Origin of the sequence: Akkermansia muciniphila, from assembly GCF_900184965.1 — a bacterium.
Lineage (GTDB): Bacteria > Verrucomicrobiota > Verrucomicrobiia > Verrucomicrobiales > Akkermansiaceae > Akkermansia > Akkermansia muciniphila_A.
In genome coordinates this window covers 71,807-88,044 of sequence record NZ_FXYA01000146.1, presented here as the reverse complement: position 1 = coordinate 88,044, position 16,238 = coordinate 71,807, and the positions used below count along the sequence as shown (strand labels likewise).

The 16,238-nt window shown below is 53.7% G+C and carries 18 protein-coding genes; 5 read left to right on the top strand and 13 right to left on the bottom strand.

Annotation, left to right across the window (positions count from 1 at the left end; translation table 11 throughout):
* Window positions 1-55: 55 nt before the first annotated feature.
* The 11 genes from CI070_RS03105 to CI070_RS03050 all read right to left on the bottom strand — a co-directional run bounded on the left by CI070_RS03105 (window position 56) and on the right by CI070_RS03050 (window position 9,744).
* Window positions 56-1,051 (bottom strand): hypothetical protein, encoded by a 996-nt coding sequence (locus tag CI070_RS03105; protein ID WP_094135466.1) that lies wholly within the window; start codon window positions 1,049-1,051, stop codon window positions 56-58.
* A gap of 220 nt (window positions 1,052-1,271) precedes the next feature.
* Entirely contained in the window at window positions 1,272-1,607 is a 336-nt protein-coding gene (locus CI070_RS03100; RefSeq protein ID WP_094135465.1) for a hypothetical protein, read from the bottom strand.
* Window positions 1,604-2,359 (bottom strand): hypothetical protein, encoded by a 756-nt coding sequence (locus CI070_RS03095; RefSeq protein ID WP_143245507.1) that lies wholly within the window; start codon window positions 2,357-2,359, stop codon window positions 1,604-1,606. Before CI070_RS03095 ends, CI070_RS03100 begins: the two co-directional genes overlap by 4 nt.
* On the bottom strand, window positions 2,352-2,552 hold the full coding sequence (locus tag CI070_RS03090; RefSeq protein WP_143245506.1) for a hypothetical protein: 201 nt from the start codon (window positions 2,550-2,552) through the stop codon (window positions 2,352-2,354). Before CI070_RS03090 ends, CI070_RS03095 begins: the two co-directional genes overlap by 8 nt.
* A 177-nt stretch (window positions 2,553-2,729) precedes the next feature.
* A complete protein-coding gene (locus CI070_RS03085) occupies window positions 2,730-3,566 on the bottom strand; it encodes a hypothetical protein (protein WP_094135463.1) in 837 nt (278 codons plus the stop codon).
* Window positions 3,567-3,606: 40 nt separating this feature from the next.
* Entirely contained in the window at window positions 3,607-3,996 is a 390-nt protein-coding gene (locus CI070_RS03080; protein ID WP_094135462.1) for a hypothetical protein, read from the bottom strand.
* Between the two features lie 24 nt (window positions 3,997-4,020).
* Complete coding sequence (locus tag CI070_RS03075) at window positions 4,021-4,764, bottom strand: S49 family peptidase (RefSeq protein WP_094135461.1); 744 nt, start codon at window positions 4,762-4,764, stop codon at window positions 4,021-4,023.
* Window positions 4,765-4,768: 4 nt separating this feature from the next.
* Window positions 4,769-6,169, bottom strand: coding sequence for a phage portal protein (locus CI070_RS03070; protein WP_094135460.1), 1,401 nt, complete (start codon window positions 6,167-6,169; stop codon window positions 4,769-4,771).
* The gene (locus CI070_RS03065) at window positions 6,166-6,444 is read right to left on the bottom strand and encodes a hypothetical protein (RefSeq protein ID WP_143245504.1); all 279 of its coding nucleotides are present in this window, start codon (window positions 6,442-6,444) and stop codon (window positions 6,166-6,168) included. Before CI070_RS03065 ends, CI070_RS03070 begins: the two co-directional genes overlap by 4 nt.
* Before the next feature lie 558 nt (window positions 6,445-7,002).
* A complete protein-coding gene (locus tag CI070_RS03060; protein WP_094135458.1) occupies window positions 7,003-7,848 on the bottom strand; it encodes a PEP-CTERM sorting domain-containing protein in 846 nt (281 codons plus the stop codon).
* A gap of 576 nt (window positions 7,849-8,424) precedes the next feature.
* Window positions 8,425-9,744 carry an NTP/NDP exchange transporter gene (locus tag CI070_RS03050; protein WP_094135456.1) on the bottom strand — a complete coding sequence of 440 codons (1,320 nt, stop codon included), beginning with the start codon at window positions 9,742-9,744 and terminating at the stop codon, window positions 8,425-8,427.
* A 185-nt stretch (window positions 9,745-9,929) separates the two neighbouring features.
* Here CI070_RS03050 and dinB point away from each other — a divergent pair, with 185 nt between their 5' ends.
* From dinB to recR, 5 genes are all read left to right on the top strand, one after another.
* A complete protein-coding gene (gene dinB, locus CI070_RS03045; RefSeq protein WP_094135455.1) occupies window positions 9,930-11,009 on the top strand; it encodes a DNA polymerase IV in 1,080 nt (359 codons plus the stop codon).
* 111 nt (window positions 11,010-11,120) lie between these two features.
* Entirely contained in the window at window positions 11,121-11,636 is a 516-nt protein-coding gene (locus CI070_RS03040) for a peptide-methionine (R)-S-oxide reductase (protein ID WP_256943514.1), read from the top strand.
* Between the two features lie 291 nt (window positions 11,637-11,927).
* On the top strand, window positions 11,928-13,175 hold the full coding sequence (gene fabF / locus CI070_RS03030) for a beta-ketoacyl-ACP synthase II (protein ID WP_094135453.1): 1,248 nt from the start codon (window positions 11,928-11,930) through the stop codon (window positions 13,173-13,175).
* Between the two features lie 88 nt (window positions 13,176-13,263).
* On the top strand, window positions 13,264-13,710 hold the full coding sequence (locus tag CI070_RS03025) for a hypothetical protein (protein ID WP_143245503.1): 447 nt from the start codon (window positions 13,264-13,266) through the stop codon (window positions 13,708-13,710).
* Complete coding sequence (gene recR, locus CI070_RS03020) at window positions 13,703-14,311, top strand: recombination mediator RecR (protein ID WP_094135451.1); 609 nt, start codon at window positions 13,703-13,705, stop codon at window positions 14,309-14,311. The genes CI070_RS03025 and recR overlap by 8 nt, the downstream gene beginning before the upstream one ends.
* Before the next feature lie 115 nt (window positions 14,312-14,426).
* Here the strand turns inward: recR and CI070_RS03015 are convergent, their stop codons facing one another.
* Window positions 14,427-14,651 carry a hypothetical protein gene (locus CI070_RS03015; RefSeq protein WP_094135450.1) on the bottom strand — a complete coding sequence of 75 codons (225 nt, stop codon included), beginning with the start codon at window positions 14,649-14,651 and terminating at the stop codon, window positions 14,427-14,429.
* 13 nt (window positions 14,652-14,664) lie between these two features.
* Window positions 14,665-16,224 carry a hypothetical protein gene (locus tag CI070_RS03010; protein WP_094135449.1) on the bottom strand — a complete coding sequence of 520 codons (1,560 nt, stop codon included), beginning with the start codon at window positions 16,222-16,224 and terminating at the stop codon, window positions 14,665-14,667.
* Window positions 16,225-16,238: the final 14 nt, after the last annotated feature.

Below are 16,238 nucleotides of genomic sequence, written 5' to 3'. Positions count from 1 at the left end.
CAAGGCGGATGTGTGAGCATCCGCCTTGTGAAATAAACGAGATTATCACGGAAGGTTATTCTTCCAGGGTTTCCCGATATAGAAGCCAGAGAGCCTGGTGATTATAGCTTCCAATAGCCAAATTGTTCCCTGGACCAATACCTGTATGGCTTGTGTCTCCAAAGAAGAGGATGTCACCTTCCTGCGGGGTGGAGTAGGCATCCTCCCAGTCATCGGTGTAATCTGCTGCCCCATATTTATCCTTGAAATACTTGGTCATAACGGCAGCACTCAAAACAACATGCTTACGCAAATTTGATGTGTCCCCTCCTTCTATGTAGTCCGGATTCAGAGCTCCAAGATTACCGGGAGGATCCATCAACGTAATATTGGTAGCGGCCAATTTTCCGCCTTCATCCCTCACTGCCGCCAGAGAAGTACCGGAACGGCCGAGAGCGATACTTACACGTAAGGCACAACTGTTGTAATACTGCCGGGCATCCATCGGAATATTATCAGCGATTTCCTTGAGATGAGCCTTGTTAAGGCCACCTCCTATATATGCCCATACACCATCCGTACTCTTGCCGCCTTCCCCATAACCTACCGGTTTGTAGTTATTCAGCAGTTCTTGAGCTTCTTCCTTTGTCATCAAGTTCTTAGGCGCATCAATTTCCCAAAGTTCCAAATCTGCCCCATTCATTTGAGGGACGAATTCCTCTGCATTGGGATAAGGGGCGATTGCCTCTGGGACTTTCAAATTTTCGTGGTGGAGCTTGACGTAGTGGAAGCCTTTTTTGAGGTTCTTCTTACCCTCGGCTTTCTTTGACGCATTGCTGCCCTTGAGTTCCACGACTTTCTCTCCATTGATTTCCAGGTAACCGGTGTCATCTATCTGAATAACAAAGGAACATTCCCTAGTGGTCTCGACGCGGATATAGCCTTCCCAATCGTGGGAACCTGTTTCTTCTGTCTTATGCCAGGCAATCTTTGGAGCTGCTTTTTTCGTCACCTTGTAACGACGATTATTCTCGGCGTCGAGCGGGTGGAATGGTATTGTTGATATAGCCATAATGTTATGCTTTCTAATCGTTTATTGTTGAATGAACTGAATATTCAGTTCATGAAAACTTTGAAAAATTTCTCGCTCCCCATCAACACGTTTAACGCGTAGTTCAACCCACATTCAGAACGTGAGTAAAAAGACTAAAACGGCACGATAACCAAGCCGGAAATAAAGGATATGAAGGGGTACAAGAAGTACAACCATTGATTATCAAAATAGTATAAAACTATCTTTCAATATAACGCAATGTCCAGGTAGTTACCCAGTCATCATCATCCAGCGTAGCCGAATAATCCGTAATATTGAAAAAATCACACTGTTCACCACAATCCAGCCGGAATAACGTCTCCACAAGGGTTCTTTCCATTTCCGAATCAGACCGGTTATTGATCAGAATCATGGAAAGCGTATATTCCCTGGCGGGCAAAGGCGTCCAAGGCTGAGTATACCCGGCCATGCCTATGACGACGCAGGGCTTCCGTTCTATGTCGCTGTTATTCCCGGCTTTGTAGACAATAAACCCGGAATTCCTCAAATGACTGATGACACGATCCATAATCATACCCTGTTTCTCCTTTGCCACTCATGGTGCAATTTCAAGTTCGTGGCCTGCAATGCCTTGGTTTGGACAAACGGTACAAGCGCCTTAAGCATAGCCTCCGAGGCATAAGACAGATTATTTTCTATTTCGACACTTCCATCAGGCAACTTCTTGATTGTCCCGTTTTTCCCATGCCGCGCAATCCATTGAGGCGCACGAGCAGCCCATCCATAAGAAGTATTAATCAGCCACCCTGATTTTGCCTTCCCGATATGCTTGAATACCTTATTCTTATAGTTCTCCGTACTCTTTCTATTGAGCACGACATTCCCAGTAAAGGAGGACACACGACCATTCTTCCGGGCAGAAGTATGAAATTCCGGGCTGTAACTCTGATAAAAGCGTACAACCTGCCCAAAAACATCCGTCGCCACTTCGGCAGCCTTTTGAGGATCTGCCTTTAAAGAAAGCATGCCGGCAACCTGTCTTGCCCTTTTTATGTCTCTTTCCTTTAATTGGTTGATAAACGATCCAACACCGCGCCCGGCGCGGGAAACGTCCCGGCTGACAGACCCTTCCCCGGATTTTCTTCCGGAAACCTTTGATTTGCGATTTTTTCCCAGCGGAAGAGTGGCGTTAAAGCACATCCCGCTGGCGGTATTGTAGGCAAGCAACGTAGTATATAAATTTCCAAAACGCTCAATATTCGTTTTCGCCTTTTTCAAGGCGCTATCCATTCCTTTCACATCTATCCGGACTTCCATGCTACTCATATAAATCGGCTGATAAAGTTAATACCTTGTAAACACAATTACTTGTGACGGCAGTAATCTTGAATTTCATCCCTTCGCACCCCACACGCCCCCCAATCTGAAAAGCGTCCCCTGTCTGGATGTGAATGATGCGGTCACGCTGGTTGCAATACCCTCCTTCCTGGCGTTCAATGGTTATGTCCCGGGAATTCATGTACCCCCGGTACGTCTGGCCATTGTAGACAATTTTTGTCTGTGGCAATACCCGGTTAATACTCCGGTGAGCAACGTTGGCAGCCTCTGTGAATCTCATACAAATGGCGGTGCGTTGCACAAAAAAACGCCCCGGACAAATCCGGGACGGTAAACACCAGCATGAATACAAAGAAAATCAGCCTTCATCTGACGCAACAGCAGCGGCAACGTATCCTTTCACCTTGTCAGCCTCGAGAATCTTTGCCCCGAACATCAGGCCCAGAGAAGCCCATTCCGCGCGAGTTTTCAAATCAAGCCAAGTGCAAAACAGGATAGAAAGACCAGCAAGACCTTCCACCTGAATGACCTCGGAATGGATATCATCCTTGAAAGCCTCGTCGATCTCCGGAAGGGCGGAACCAACAGCAACCGCACCTCCATCATAGGAAATACCGACTACGTTATCAGCAAAGACGGAGGTCTTGACCTTATGGATGGAATCAAATCCGTAAGCGCCTCCATCAAGCCGGAATTCCGTCGTATTTTCCGGAAGAATAGCTCGGTAATAATCAGGCGCCAGCAAAAGGTGAGGTTCGTCGGATTCTACGTCTCCGCTGAGGTTGATGCACTTACGCTTTGTGAAAGCGTCAGCCGTACCGATAACCTTGGCTCCATCCGCTGTAACAAGGGAAAGTATGCGCTTGTTCAAGTTATTGGCAAACGCCGTAGCGTTCGTTTTTGCCAAATCCGCCAATTTCCACCCATTCCGCTTTTCGGCGGGCGTAATGCGCCAGGGTTGATGGAGTTCAGTAAGTGACAGGGGGATTAAATCCCCTTCATTTTCTTTATCCGTCTGGTAATCAGAAGGGTTTTCAGTAATATTTCCGGCGGCTTTTACATTCTTGAATTTAATCTCAGAAGCATACTCCATTCGAAAATCCTTCTTAAAGTATTCCAGCGGAGCCAGAGCTTTACGCAAAGAAGAAATGACTTCACTGTGAATAACTATCTTGTGAGCATCTGAAAGAGCCATAATTCTAAAAAATGGTTTTAATCGTTAATATTGTTATTGATTACTTGCAAAGTTTTACCAACTCATCCTTATGAGCAGCATAAAACTTCCTCTGTTCCTCTCCGGAAAGAGCTGAGTACTGCTCCAGGATAGAGGAGTTTTCTTCGCCGTCTTCCGGCTTATCCACTACGGCTTTATGTCCCATACCAGCCACCATTTCAGCGGCCTTCTGGCTCGCCTTCGTATCGGCTTCTTCCTCAAGCTGGTTTTTCTTGAGGGCAACGGATGCGTGGAGCTTGACATTCTCCTTTTCCAGGGCTTCGACACGCTCACAAAGATCTTTAATAGAGGATTGGATTTCTTTAATCCCATTCTTCATTTCTGCCCCAAAAGGGGCAAGCTCTTGTTTGAGCGCATCAACGATATTTTGATCAGACTTGAATAGTGCCATACTTATGACAAAACCGTTGCGTTTTCATACCACTCCAGGAAAATCGACCCAGGGTATTACATCATCAATCAGGCCCAGGGAAACAGCATCTTCCGCCACAAAAACCTTGCCGGAAAACGCATCCGCAGATAAACCGGGACGTCCTAAAGCCACAAATTCCTGAAACCGCCCGGCGATCTTGTTGCACAAATCCCTGTAATAGGCGATTGCCTCCGTATTCATCGGGGTTTCCGGATGCTTGAAAACAGCATCATCATTCGTGATAGTCAATATTTCCTCACTCTTGGCATTCCACAGGCTGATGACCGTCCCGATACTGCCAACCAGCGCCGTTTCCGTCACGACCACTTGATCACAAGCGGAAGCCAAATAATAGGCGGCAGAGCAGCACATGCCTTTGACATAAGCCACTGTTTCCACTGGCAGAGATTTAATCAATTCTGCTGTTTCATGACAGCCTTGCACGTCACCTCCCGGAGAGTCAAAAATGAAAACAACTTCATCAATGTTCCCGGCAGCACCCTTTATTTCCTTCACGATGGACTGATAATTCGTGCCGCCCAAGACTTCATTCAACGGCACGCCGTCACCGTATAGAGGCCCAATCACGTCAATCACCAAGGATGACCCAATTACCCGCGCTTTTTGGCGTGTCTGAATGAAAAATGAGAAGTCAAAATCCGGATTCCCTGCGGCTTTCGGTTCCAGGCTCTTCCGCTGGCGAATCTTCGCCAGCCATGCAGTTTCTTCACAATATAACGGTTTCATCACATTAAAACTTCCTGATATAATCCGGAGAGATTTCTACTCCAAATTCTGCTTCAGCTTCACGGCGCAACTTCTCCGCAATGGCGGCTTCCCTGGCACGTATTCTCAAATGGTCCTCAACCTGCGTTCCGTTTTCCTCACAGATTTCTGTGAGGTTTTTAATACCGGCGTTGTACTCTTTCAACTGGCTGTTGGAGTCGCGGCCCATGTCTACGCTTGGACGCTTGGCGCGGCTGAACATCATGTTCCACCAGCCTTCCGCGTGCGGGATGTCCTCCCGCTGGATACCTACGGCCAAGATATACTGTACAAGCAGTCTGGCAGCATCTTCAAGCAGCGTGGCCCGATCTCGCGTGGTATTGTCAAATTTGGACAGAGACATTCTGTTCCCAACACCGCTTGAGTCCGGATTGACCACGATATCATAGGGCACGCCCACCCCGGATAAAACGCCCTTCAGAAGCCGTTCTGAAAAACTCATGTAGTTCGGAGAGGGGCGCTCAATCTTCAGGGAGTCAAGGGAATCTTCAGACTTCAAAAATACAATTTGCTTATCACCAGTATTCCGGATGAGCACCTCCCCATTATTGGACGGTTTGGCATAAGCCTGCGTTATGTCAACTTCTCCCGTTTCGTTCTTTTTTACCAGGGCAATTTGTGACGCAATCTTCATGGCCCCAAGTTCGGCTGTATTGATATCATCAATGTATCGGAATTCCTTGAGGCCATGAGAGAAGAGAGGCTCGCCCCGGCAGGTGGAAAGAAAGTCGTCATCCACGATATGAAGTATTGAGGATGCCGGGATGATTTCACCTCCCCCTGGTTCGTCGCCGTCCAGCCAATAAGCGATTTCACGTCCCATGCGATTGGTTATGACGCCGTGCAGCACGTTCAATCCCTTATATTTTCCGGAGTCAATAAGGCCATTTTTAGGAGAGCAAACACGGTTTGCCCGGATAAATTGCAGTTGAGGAAACCCCGTCTTGCTTTCCGTCAACATTACAAAGCAATCCCCATCAATGTCGATGGCGGTGGAGATCAGATACAGGAGCGAGTGAAAATTCTTTCCGTTCACGCATGCAACTTTGTAAAACGCCTTGATGTACTCGTCATACTTCGCCGCAACTTCCGGATTCTTGCACAGAGATTTGAACAGAAACGCTTTCCCGATAGAGTATTCAGCCTTCATGTTCACGGCGCCTTTTACAACGCCGTTGTTCTTGTACAACAGACGGGACGCGGAAATGAGGTTCTTCCGGGTAAGACTCCCGGAAAGCTGTTCCGGTTCTTTGAGATAATTCGGAAGCCGCTGCAGCCCGTCATCATAACTGCCGCTCTTGTAAATGGGGCGGCTTGAAAACGGCCGGCCGAACTGATCCAAAATCTGGACATTTCCTGCTTTCATCGAAACACTATCCTTGCAACGTTATTCCCTCCTTCAAACCGGCCATGCTCAAGAGAACGAATAGCCATCCCCAAAGCTTCCACCCATAAATCAATAGTCATGGAACCTGGCGCGAACTGGAATGAACTGTCCCCCACGTTCCCTTGAGTGATTTCCTTTCCCTGGTTTTCAATGATATCTTCAACAGCCTTATCCAAAGCTTCTTTCAAACGGGGTATGCGTTCATCAATGTCCACCGCTCCCCAGACATAAAGAGCTTTTGCAATCCGTAACATACAAATGCGGCCCCGTTGCGTTTCCTCTACGGAAGACACGCAGGCTTTCACCTGAACCTATACTTTTCCCGTTGCATTGTTGGAATAGTTGCATGAAATTTTTCAACTCCATGCATGCAAAAACACAGATGACCCATGACCCAGTTCGAGCCTCTACGCTCAAGGAGACTCCCTTTTTCGGCCTATTTCAGACTATTTTTCATCCTTCCGTGTGCTCAACATTATCACAATAATGAACACATTTTATAATATATTATTGTAAATAAATATATTAATTCCTACCGGGCCTACCACTTCTCTTGAAAAGAAGCGGTTATTCTCGGCAATATCAGGAGTCCTTTTCTTTCCCGCAGGTTTGTAGGACAGCAGCAGGAGCTAATCCCGTTCCGGCATCCTCCGGGGGAAAACAGACCCATGCGTGTGCATTCTCCCGGCTTCCCTCTCCCGTTCTGCCCGGACATCTTCCGGAAAGATGCCGCCCTTCCGTTAAATAATAAAAAACTCCCTTCCGTTAACCGCGGAAGGGAGCTGCATGGAAACAGAAATCCAAGTTTGCCGTTACTTGCGGCGGCGGCGCATCGCCAGGCCAACCAGGCCCAGCAGGCTCAGGGAAGCCGCTGCAGGTTCGGGAACCACATAGGAAACGCTGTACCCGTCCCCATTCTTGGTAACCATATAAGAACCTACTTCGGCATTAGTCAAATCGTCCACCGCAGTGAGGGTATCAACGCCTGCAATGCCGCTGAGCATTTCCAGGGAAGTGTTCGTGCCGTCAAAAGACATATTATCCCCCAGGGAAACCAGATTCCGGGTCAGGATTTGATGTCCGTCGGCGGTTACTCCGCTGGCGGTGCCTCCGTCAAGAGTCAGCGTAGCAGTCAGGCTTGCTATCTTGGCATTGTATGAATTACCGTTGGAAGAAGTAAGGTTCATCACGCCCGTGGCTCCCAAATTGACGTTAAAGCCTTCACCTCCCTGGCTCTTGGAATAAGCCAGGTTAAAGGTGCCGTAGTTGTTCAACGTCGTGATCCCGCCGTCGTTGCCGCCGCTAAAACCATTGATGGTCAGCGCAGATGACTGATCAATGTCAATAGAACAACCCCCTTGGAATTTCTTGACGTTCCCTACGGTCAAATCCGCGCCGTTGCTGAGGGCAAGCTTCAATGTCCAGCCTTCCAGCTGGGTGATGGAACCGCTCGCATTGGAAACGGAAATAAGAGACCAGGCATTGGAGTTGGGCGTGCCGGGGCCGGTTCCGGCTGCCGGCCAGGAATCTGACTCGCTGATAATCCAGCTGGATTCTGTCTGCCAAAGCTGCTGGGTAATGTCACTGCCGCCATTCCATGTGAAATCGGCATGAGCTATTCCCGCCAGAGCAATGAGCGTAATGAGTGTCTTCTTCATTATCAGAGGAATATAATAATAGGAGTAATGATTGATTCATCTAACGAAACGATGACTAGCCTGCTTCACCCGAAGAGGCTTTGAACCCAATAACGAATTCTCAATCCGAAATCAATACTAAATATTGTGGGAAAACAATTTAAGTATCATCGAGAAGCTGTTTTCAGGATGATTTCTCCTCCAAAGGAAATCCTTCCGTGCCAGGCATCCTCTATTGTTTTTTAGACAGGCTGATTTTCTCGACACCTTGTTGATAGAAATACAATCTTTTTAATATAAACAAATTATGATAAACATCGAAATGGTGGTTGGATGCCGCAGGAGATATTGTACATGGAATTTCCCCTCTAAGCCGGTTCATGGAGCGGATTGAGAATCCGAATGTCGGCGCCACATCGGAAACCGCCGTCAAATAAAAAAATATTCCAGAAATAATCTGTCACCGGGAGGAAAAAACATCTGTTTTCCCCCTGCCGCTTCCGCCGCATTAAGGGCATCACGCCAGCCTTGACCTGAAAAAAATTCCGCAACAGCAGGCCGTATCCGGACAAGACGGAGAATTCCCCGTCATGGGGATTATTCTTTTCCCTGAACTCCGGCCATCTTCCGGAACCTGTGCGCAAGCAGGAAGTCGGTGGCCGCCCAAAGCAGGGAAATGGCGGCTCCGGCCAGCATGGCCCACGGGGAATGGGAGCCCAACACGTTAAAGAAGCTCTTCAGCCATGCGCTGACGGCGTCGCCGCCACGGTAAAGGACCGTATCAATAAAGCTCTTGGCCTTGTATTTTTCTTCAGGGGACAATACGGAATTCAGCATTTCACGGCCGGGACGCACCATTCCGTATTCCCCGATGCGGCGTACCGCCATCACTATGGCCACGACGGCAAATACCGGAGCGAAAGCCATCCAGACAAAACCCAGGGAAATAAGAACGGGGACAGCCGCCAGCAATGCCGCCAATCCGAATTTCCGAACAATACGCCCCGCCAGAAATACCTGAAGCAGCATGGTACACCCCTGAACAACGGCGTCCAGTACTCCGAATACCTGCGTCTGGCGCACCGGATCAGGGAAGGAAGACGCTACAACGCTCATCAGCTCAAAATACAGGAACGTGTTGGTCCCGGCCAGCAGGATAATGAACAGCCCGATGCCCATCAGGAAGGGAGACCGGAACACGGCAGACGCCCCGGCAAAAGGATTCCCTCCCAGAGGGCGTTCCCGGCAGTCGGCCGGAAGAGGAATCCCCACACCCGCTCCTTCCGGGGAAGTCCTGTCACGCCAGCGGTGCAAATACATTCCCGCCAGCATCGCCAGCGCCAGAAAAACAGCGGCGGCAAGAAACAGCCACAGATGGCCGGCCACGCCGGCAAGGGCGGCCGTCACCACCGGCCCCACAATGGCCCCAAGGCTGCTTCCGCTGGCAATCAGGGCAAACAGGCGTTTCATCTGCCCCGGCTTCATGACGTCCGACAGCACGCTCCACGCCACGGAAACGGTAAGCAGGTTAAATACGGACAGCCACACATAAAACGAACGGGCCGTCCAGATATTTCCCGGGCATGCCAGCACAAGCGCCGCAAAAACCACCAGGTTAAGAATGAAAAAACCGTACGTCCACGGAAGAATGGCCTTTCTCCGCACTTTTGAGGATGCCCACCCAAATAAAAACTGGATCCCTATGGAAGCGGCAAAAGTAGCCGTAAAAAGCCACTGCAAATTCTGAACGCCTCCGGCAATGCCCATCGTCTCCCGGACCGGCCTTAACATGGAATAGGCCAGGAACAGCAGGAAAAACAGAACAATTCCCCCCGCTGCGGCAGGCAATTCACGGGGTTCCACATGCAGCGCCTTTTCCAGACCCCGGCACAGGCGTTCCTTCATTCCTCTGGGCATGCCCGGAATGTACCATAGCCGGAAGATTTTTTCACTTAAATCTCCCGTTCCCAAAAAAATCCGCCTTTTTTCGCCTCCCTGCCGAAGCTTCTCCTTCCAACTGGACTTGCTGGATAAGCCGGATTATGATGGGGCATCCCATTTCCTCATGTTTTCCGCCCCGTCAGGAATCATGAAACGCTCCCATGAACCAGAGAAAAATCATCCATGTGGATATGGATGCCTTTTACGCGTCCATCGAACAGCGGGACCATCCCGAATACCGCGGCAAACCTATCGCCGTAGGCCGGCCGGAAATGCGCGGCGTGGTGGCGGCGGCCAGCTATGAAGCGCGCCGCTTCGGCGTGCGTTCCGCCATGCCCTCCATGAAGGCGCTCAAGCTTTGCCCCCAGTTGATTTTCACCCGCAACCGCATGGAAGTGTACAAGACCGTCTCCGCGCAGATACACGCCATCTTTCACCGTTATACGGACCTGGTGGAACCACTCTCCCTGGATGAAGCCTTTCTGGACGTCACGGAAAACAAGCCGGGCATTCCGCTGGCCGTCGACATTGCGAGGAGGATTAAAAAGGAAATCCGCCAGGAACTTCGCCTGACGGCTTCCGCCGGCGTTTCCTACAACAAATTCCTGGCAAAAATCGCCTCTGATTACCGCAAGCCGGACGGTCTGTTCACAATCCATCCATCCCGAGCGGAGAAATTCATCGCGGCCCTTCCCATTGAAGCTTTCTGGGGAGTCGGCCGCGCCACCGCCGAACGCATGCGCGCTCTTTCCATCACCAACGGGGCGCAGCTCCGGGCACGGGACAAGGACTTCCTGGTGCGGCATTTCGGCAAGATAGGAGCCCTCTTCTACAACTTCGCCCGCGGTGTGGACGACCGCCCCGTGGAACCTTCCCGCATCCGCAAATCCGTAGGTTGTGAAGAGACCTACCGGGAAAACGTCACCAGGGAGGAAGCGCAGGAACAGCACCTCCCCCTGCTGGCGGAAGAACTCGCAAGGCGCCTGGCGCGCGCCGGCTTCCGGGGAAACACCCTTACCCTGAAGGTTAAATTCCCGGACTTTGTCCAAAAGACCCGCTGCACGACCGTTCCGGAAACGCTGACGGAAAAGGAGGACATCCTCCCCCTGGCGCGGACCCTGATGGAAGAACTGGATTCCGGAGACCGTACATTCCGCCTTCTGGGGCTGTCCGTCTCCCATCCCCAGGAAGAACAGCGGCAGGGCATCTGGGAACAGCTCTGGCTGGAGCTGGAGTATTAACCCTTCCATAGACTCCCGCATTTCCAGGACACTCCCCCCAAAAACGGCGATATCCGCAAGATATTGATTCATGAATGAGCAAAATCCGCCCCAACCCGGTCATAAGCACATATGAATCAGGAAGAGCGGAGACACTGGGCATCATGGATAGGAGTGATTGCGGAAGGCGTGGCTGGAGTCATGGCCGTGAATGGGGGAATTCCCGCCTCCCGGGACGTGCCCGACCCCGGCCCTTCCCAAACGCGCCGCCCCCTCACGGAAACGGAAAAACGCATTATCGAACACCAGGGAACGGAACCGCCCTTCTCCGGGGAATTCGTCAGTTTCTTTGAGCCGGGCATCTATTCCTGCCGCAAATGCGGTGCGCTCCTGTTCCGGTCGGAAGACAAATTCGATGCCGGTTGCGGCTGGCCCTGTTTTGATGATTCCCTACCGGACGCCGTCACAAGCGTCCATGCGGGCTACGGGCGGCGCACGGAGATCACATGCGCCCGCTGCGGAGGCCATCTGGGGCATATTTTCAATGGCGAACGCCTGACGCCGAAGAATGCGCGCTACTGCGTCAACTCCCTTTCCCTGGAATTCCGGGCCGCACCTCTTCCGATGTTGGCGGATGTCCCCCGTTAAAAGGGCTCGGCGGAAGAAATATCCGTCCGCCGCCCCCGGAAGCAGGCCTCCGTCCCACGCCCTGCCGGACACGGACGCCGCGGCGGAATTTACCCTGAAATCCTCTCACGGCCCCGGAGCCGCGGCAGGCAACAGGGAAGACCCTTACCCGCAAATCCCTTGCCGGCAACAGGATACGGCCTTTCTCCCATCCTGTTTCCACCGCGCCGGGAAAGAGGGGGGATTAGCTTGACTTTCCTGCAATGTCGCCTATTCTGGTTTAAGCATTATTTGCAACCACGCACACTTATTATGACCGACCGCAGAATTGTTATCACCGGCATCGGAGTGATCAGCCCCCTGGGCAATGATCTCGCATCCACTTGGGAAGCCATGAAGGCTGGCCGCAGCGGCATTGACACCATCAAGTCCATGGATGTTACCGGCTACTCCACGAAAATCGCCGGTGAAGTCAAGGATTTCGATCCCGCTCCGTACTTCAAGACGCCCAAGGACGCCCGCCGCGTGGACCGCTTCACGCACTTTGCCATGGGCGCCGCCGGAATGGCCCTCAAGGACTCCGGGCTGGATCTGGACGCGGAGGACAAAACCCGCATCGGCGTCATGGTGGGCAGCGGCATCGGCGGTCTCGGCACGCTGGAAAGCCAGCATGCCACGCTTCTTTCCAAGGGACCGGCCCGCGTGTCCCCCTTCATGATTCCGTACATGATCAGCAACATTGCCTCCGGCCTCATCTCCATGGAATACGGCCTCGGCGGTCCGAACATGTCTATCGTCACGGCCTGCGCCACCTCCAACCACAACATCGGGGAAGCCTGGCGCATCATGAAGTTCGGCGACGCCGACGTCATGGTCTGCGGCGGGGCGGAAGCTACCATCCTGCCCACGGGCGTGGCCGGGTTCAGCAACATGAAAGCCCTCAGCTCACGCAATGACGAACCCCAGCGGGCCTCCCGCCCGTACGACGTGGACCGCGACGGCTTCGTCATGGGAGAAGGCGCCGGCGTTGTCATTCTGGAAACGCTGGAACACGCCCAGAAACGCGGCGCGAAAATCTACGGGGAGCTCGTCGGCTACGGCATCTCTGCGGACGCCTACCACCTTACCGCCCCGGACCCGGAAGGCCGCGGCGCCGCCCGCTGCATGAAAATGGCTCTGGAACACGCGGGAATGAAGCCGGAAGAAATCGACTACGTCAACACGCACGGCACCTCCACCCCGCTGGGCGACATCTGCGAAATCAAGGCCCTCAAGGCCGTCTTCGGCGACCACGCTAAAAACGGGCTGCTGATCAGCTCCACCAAATCCATGACCGGCCACCTTCTGGGCGCCGCCGGCGGCGTGGAACTGGCCGTCTGCCTGATGGCCATGCAGGACAACATCGTCCCGCCCACCATCAACGTGGACAACCAGGATCCGGAATGCGACCTGGACTGCGTGCCCAACAAGGCCCGTGAAACCAGGGTGGATGCCGTCCTGAGCAACTCCTTCGGCTTCGGGGGGCATAACTCCTCCGTCATCGTGAAACGGTTCGCCTGACCCTTCCGGGCCTCTCCTTTCTCCGGCGGAAGCGCTGATGTTTGCGGCCACCGCAGCCATCGCGCTTCCGCTTTTTTCATTTAAAGCCATGCCCGCCAAAACGCACCAGGACATTCTGCTCATGCGCTGGGCCCTGTTCTCCGTAGCCGGGCTTATCCTGATCGTGGCGCTCTACTCCCTGGGCATTACTCCCGTCTGGGCCCGGGGCCTGAAGGAAGCCATGGCCTCCGCCCCGTTTCTGCTTCCCGCGGACGCCCCCTCCCTTTCTCCCGGCACGGGATTCCTGCTGTGCATGGCGTTGACGCTGGCTCTCGTTTACGATTTGCTGCTCATCCGCGGAACACTCCGCAAAACGGCCGTTCTGGCCGCTTTCCTCCTGCTTCTGGCCTGCTTTACCCCGGCGCTGGGGCTGTGGGGCTTTTTCTTCAATGCCGTCCCATGCCTGCTTTCCGCAGGGGGCGCGGGCGCGCTCGCCATCCTCTGGCCATCCTCTCCCCTCCGGCATCATTCCGAACCTCCTCCCGCTCATGAATAATCTGGACTATCCCATTCCCGTGCTTGAACTGGTCACCGCCCTGAAACAGCTTCCGGGCATCGGCATCCGCGGCGCGGAACGCATGGCCCTGTGGATGCTCCAGGGGCACATGGGGGAAGCGGAGGCGATTGCCCGCACCATCGGCCAGGCGGCGGAACACGTCACGCCCTGCCCCGTCTGCGGATTCTTCAGCACGGAAGGGGAACCCTGCGCCGCCTGCCGGGACGAAGAACGGGACAGCCGCCTCATCTGCGTGGTGGAACAGGCCACGGACGTCATCCCCATTGAACGCAGCAGCGCCTACCGCGGATTGTACCACTGCCTGGGCGGCAAGCTTTCCCCACTGGATGATGTGGAGCCGGAAGACCTCAACATTCAATCCCTGGTGGAACGCGTCTCCCGGCAGTCTGACTGCGAAGTCATTCTGGCAACAGGCTCCGACGTGGAAGGGGAGGCAACAGCCACCTACCTCCACCATCTGCTCAAAGAAATGGATTGCAGGATTTCCCGCCCTGCCCAGGGGCTGCCTGCCGGTTCCGGCCTCAGCCACGCGGACACGCTGACGCTGATGAAAGCTCTGGAAGGACGCACCCGGCTGTAAAGGGACGACCTTTCCGCATCAATCCCGGCACGGGACCATTCCGTCTTTACAGCGGTTCTGCCCGCGCCGAGCGCGACGCCTCTTTCTCCCAATAATGAGGGAAAAACGTACCGCATCATTCCGCCAGTCCGTCCACTCGGGCGCGGTCAAAATCCGCCGGGCAAATCGTCACGTTCACCCGGTCGCCCGGCTTGAGCAGCTCCCTCAGGGAAGCGTTCTTTTTTTCTACAAAAGCCACGGCGATCTTGCCATTCGGCAGGGTGGCGCGGAAAGCCGTATCCGCGATACGCTCCACGATAACGGCGACCGCCTGCACCATTTGGCAGGGATAAGGTTTCATCTGAAAAAAAGGGTTACCAATTCATTAATTCGTTCATCAGGTCACTTCCTGTTTTAAGCCCCTTTTCCGCAGCGTCCTGCAACTGCGGCACAACCGGGACGGGCACTTCGTCCGCGGCGGGAATCCCGAACTTGCGGCCAGGATGTTCCTTACCATCCCCTGCCCCGTTTTTCCCGGTTCCCCTGTTCAGCAGCCGCGACGCGACGTCCGCCACTTCAGCAGCCTTGCCCATTCCTATTTCCGTCAGGCGGTTTCCCGCCGCCTTGATGAGCCGCGCGGACAAGTCCTCCGACGGGTTGTCCAGCGTCCCGCCGATATTCACATTGGCCCACGCCAGATTGCCTCCCGCTCCCTGGCGGGAAACGGAAAACACATCGGAAAATCCCGGAAGAGCTTTCCACAGGCCGTCGGCCCTCAGCCCCACCTGCAACCTTCCGGTCAGCGCCCCCCCTTTCCCGATTTCCAGCCAGCCTTCCACCCTGACCAGGTTTTCGCTTTCCACCAGAATATTGGAAATATGCCAGGCGGATTCCTGATAGACGAACTGGGCGGACGCCTCATGCAGGGGAAGATTCCGGAATCTGGAAGAACCGCAGAACAGGGCCAGCCTGTCCAGGACGGGAAGGCCGGTCAGCATGCCGCCCTGCAATCTGGCGAGCCCGGCCACATGGGTGACGCCGTCCTGTCCGCCGCGCAGGTCTATCCCGCCGCTCACGCTGCCCTGCACATGCTTTTTCCAATGATCTTCCAGGAAGGAAGAGACAGGGACGCCGTTCACCACCATATTCGCCGTCCAGAAGGAAGAAGAGCCGTCCCAGTCCCCCTTGATGTCCAGATAACCGCCGGCGTCCGTAGTCAGGCGGCAGGACGGGACGTTCACCCTCCTGCCGGCATGGTTAAACTGCGCCGTGCCGGACATCAGGGAAAATTCGGGACATCCCCTGAAGGGAAGGAGCAGCTTTCCCCCCCGCACTTCAAACCTGTACTGGCTGGAACCGGCGTCATAGACGCTCTCCACGCGGGCCCCGTCCAGAATATACAGCCGGCCGGCCTCCCCATAGGAAACGGACAGGGAATCAATGCTCCCTTTTTCCAGACGGAACGTATCCGGCAGAATATTCTCTTCCGCCCAGCTTCTGGGCCCTTCCGGCTTTTCCCTGAAACGGAAAGACGCGGGGGCGAGCTGAAGCTTCAGCTCCGCAATATTGACGGAGGTCATGACGAAAGCGCGCTTCAGCAAATCCCAGCGGCTGAATTCCGTCTCAATGTCCCTGGCCTGAAGGGAAGTCAACAACTCATGCCCCTCCATCATTACGCCGCCGCACCGGATGCCGGAGCCGTCCCAGTCAAGAGGGGCTATCCTGGCTGTCTCCACATTCATATCATCAATGGCGGACTGTTCCAGCATGGCTAAAAAACCATCGCTCTTCAAGTAGGCCCTGACATACAGATAAGACCCCGCCACCGCAGCGGCAGCCAGAACAAGCATCCCCAGCACGCCCCACAGCAGCAGCTTTTTCCAGACGCTGCCTGCACGGGGCTTTTTCCTGCGTATCCTCCTTGTTCTGGACATGGTTCCAGCCTATA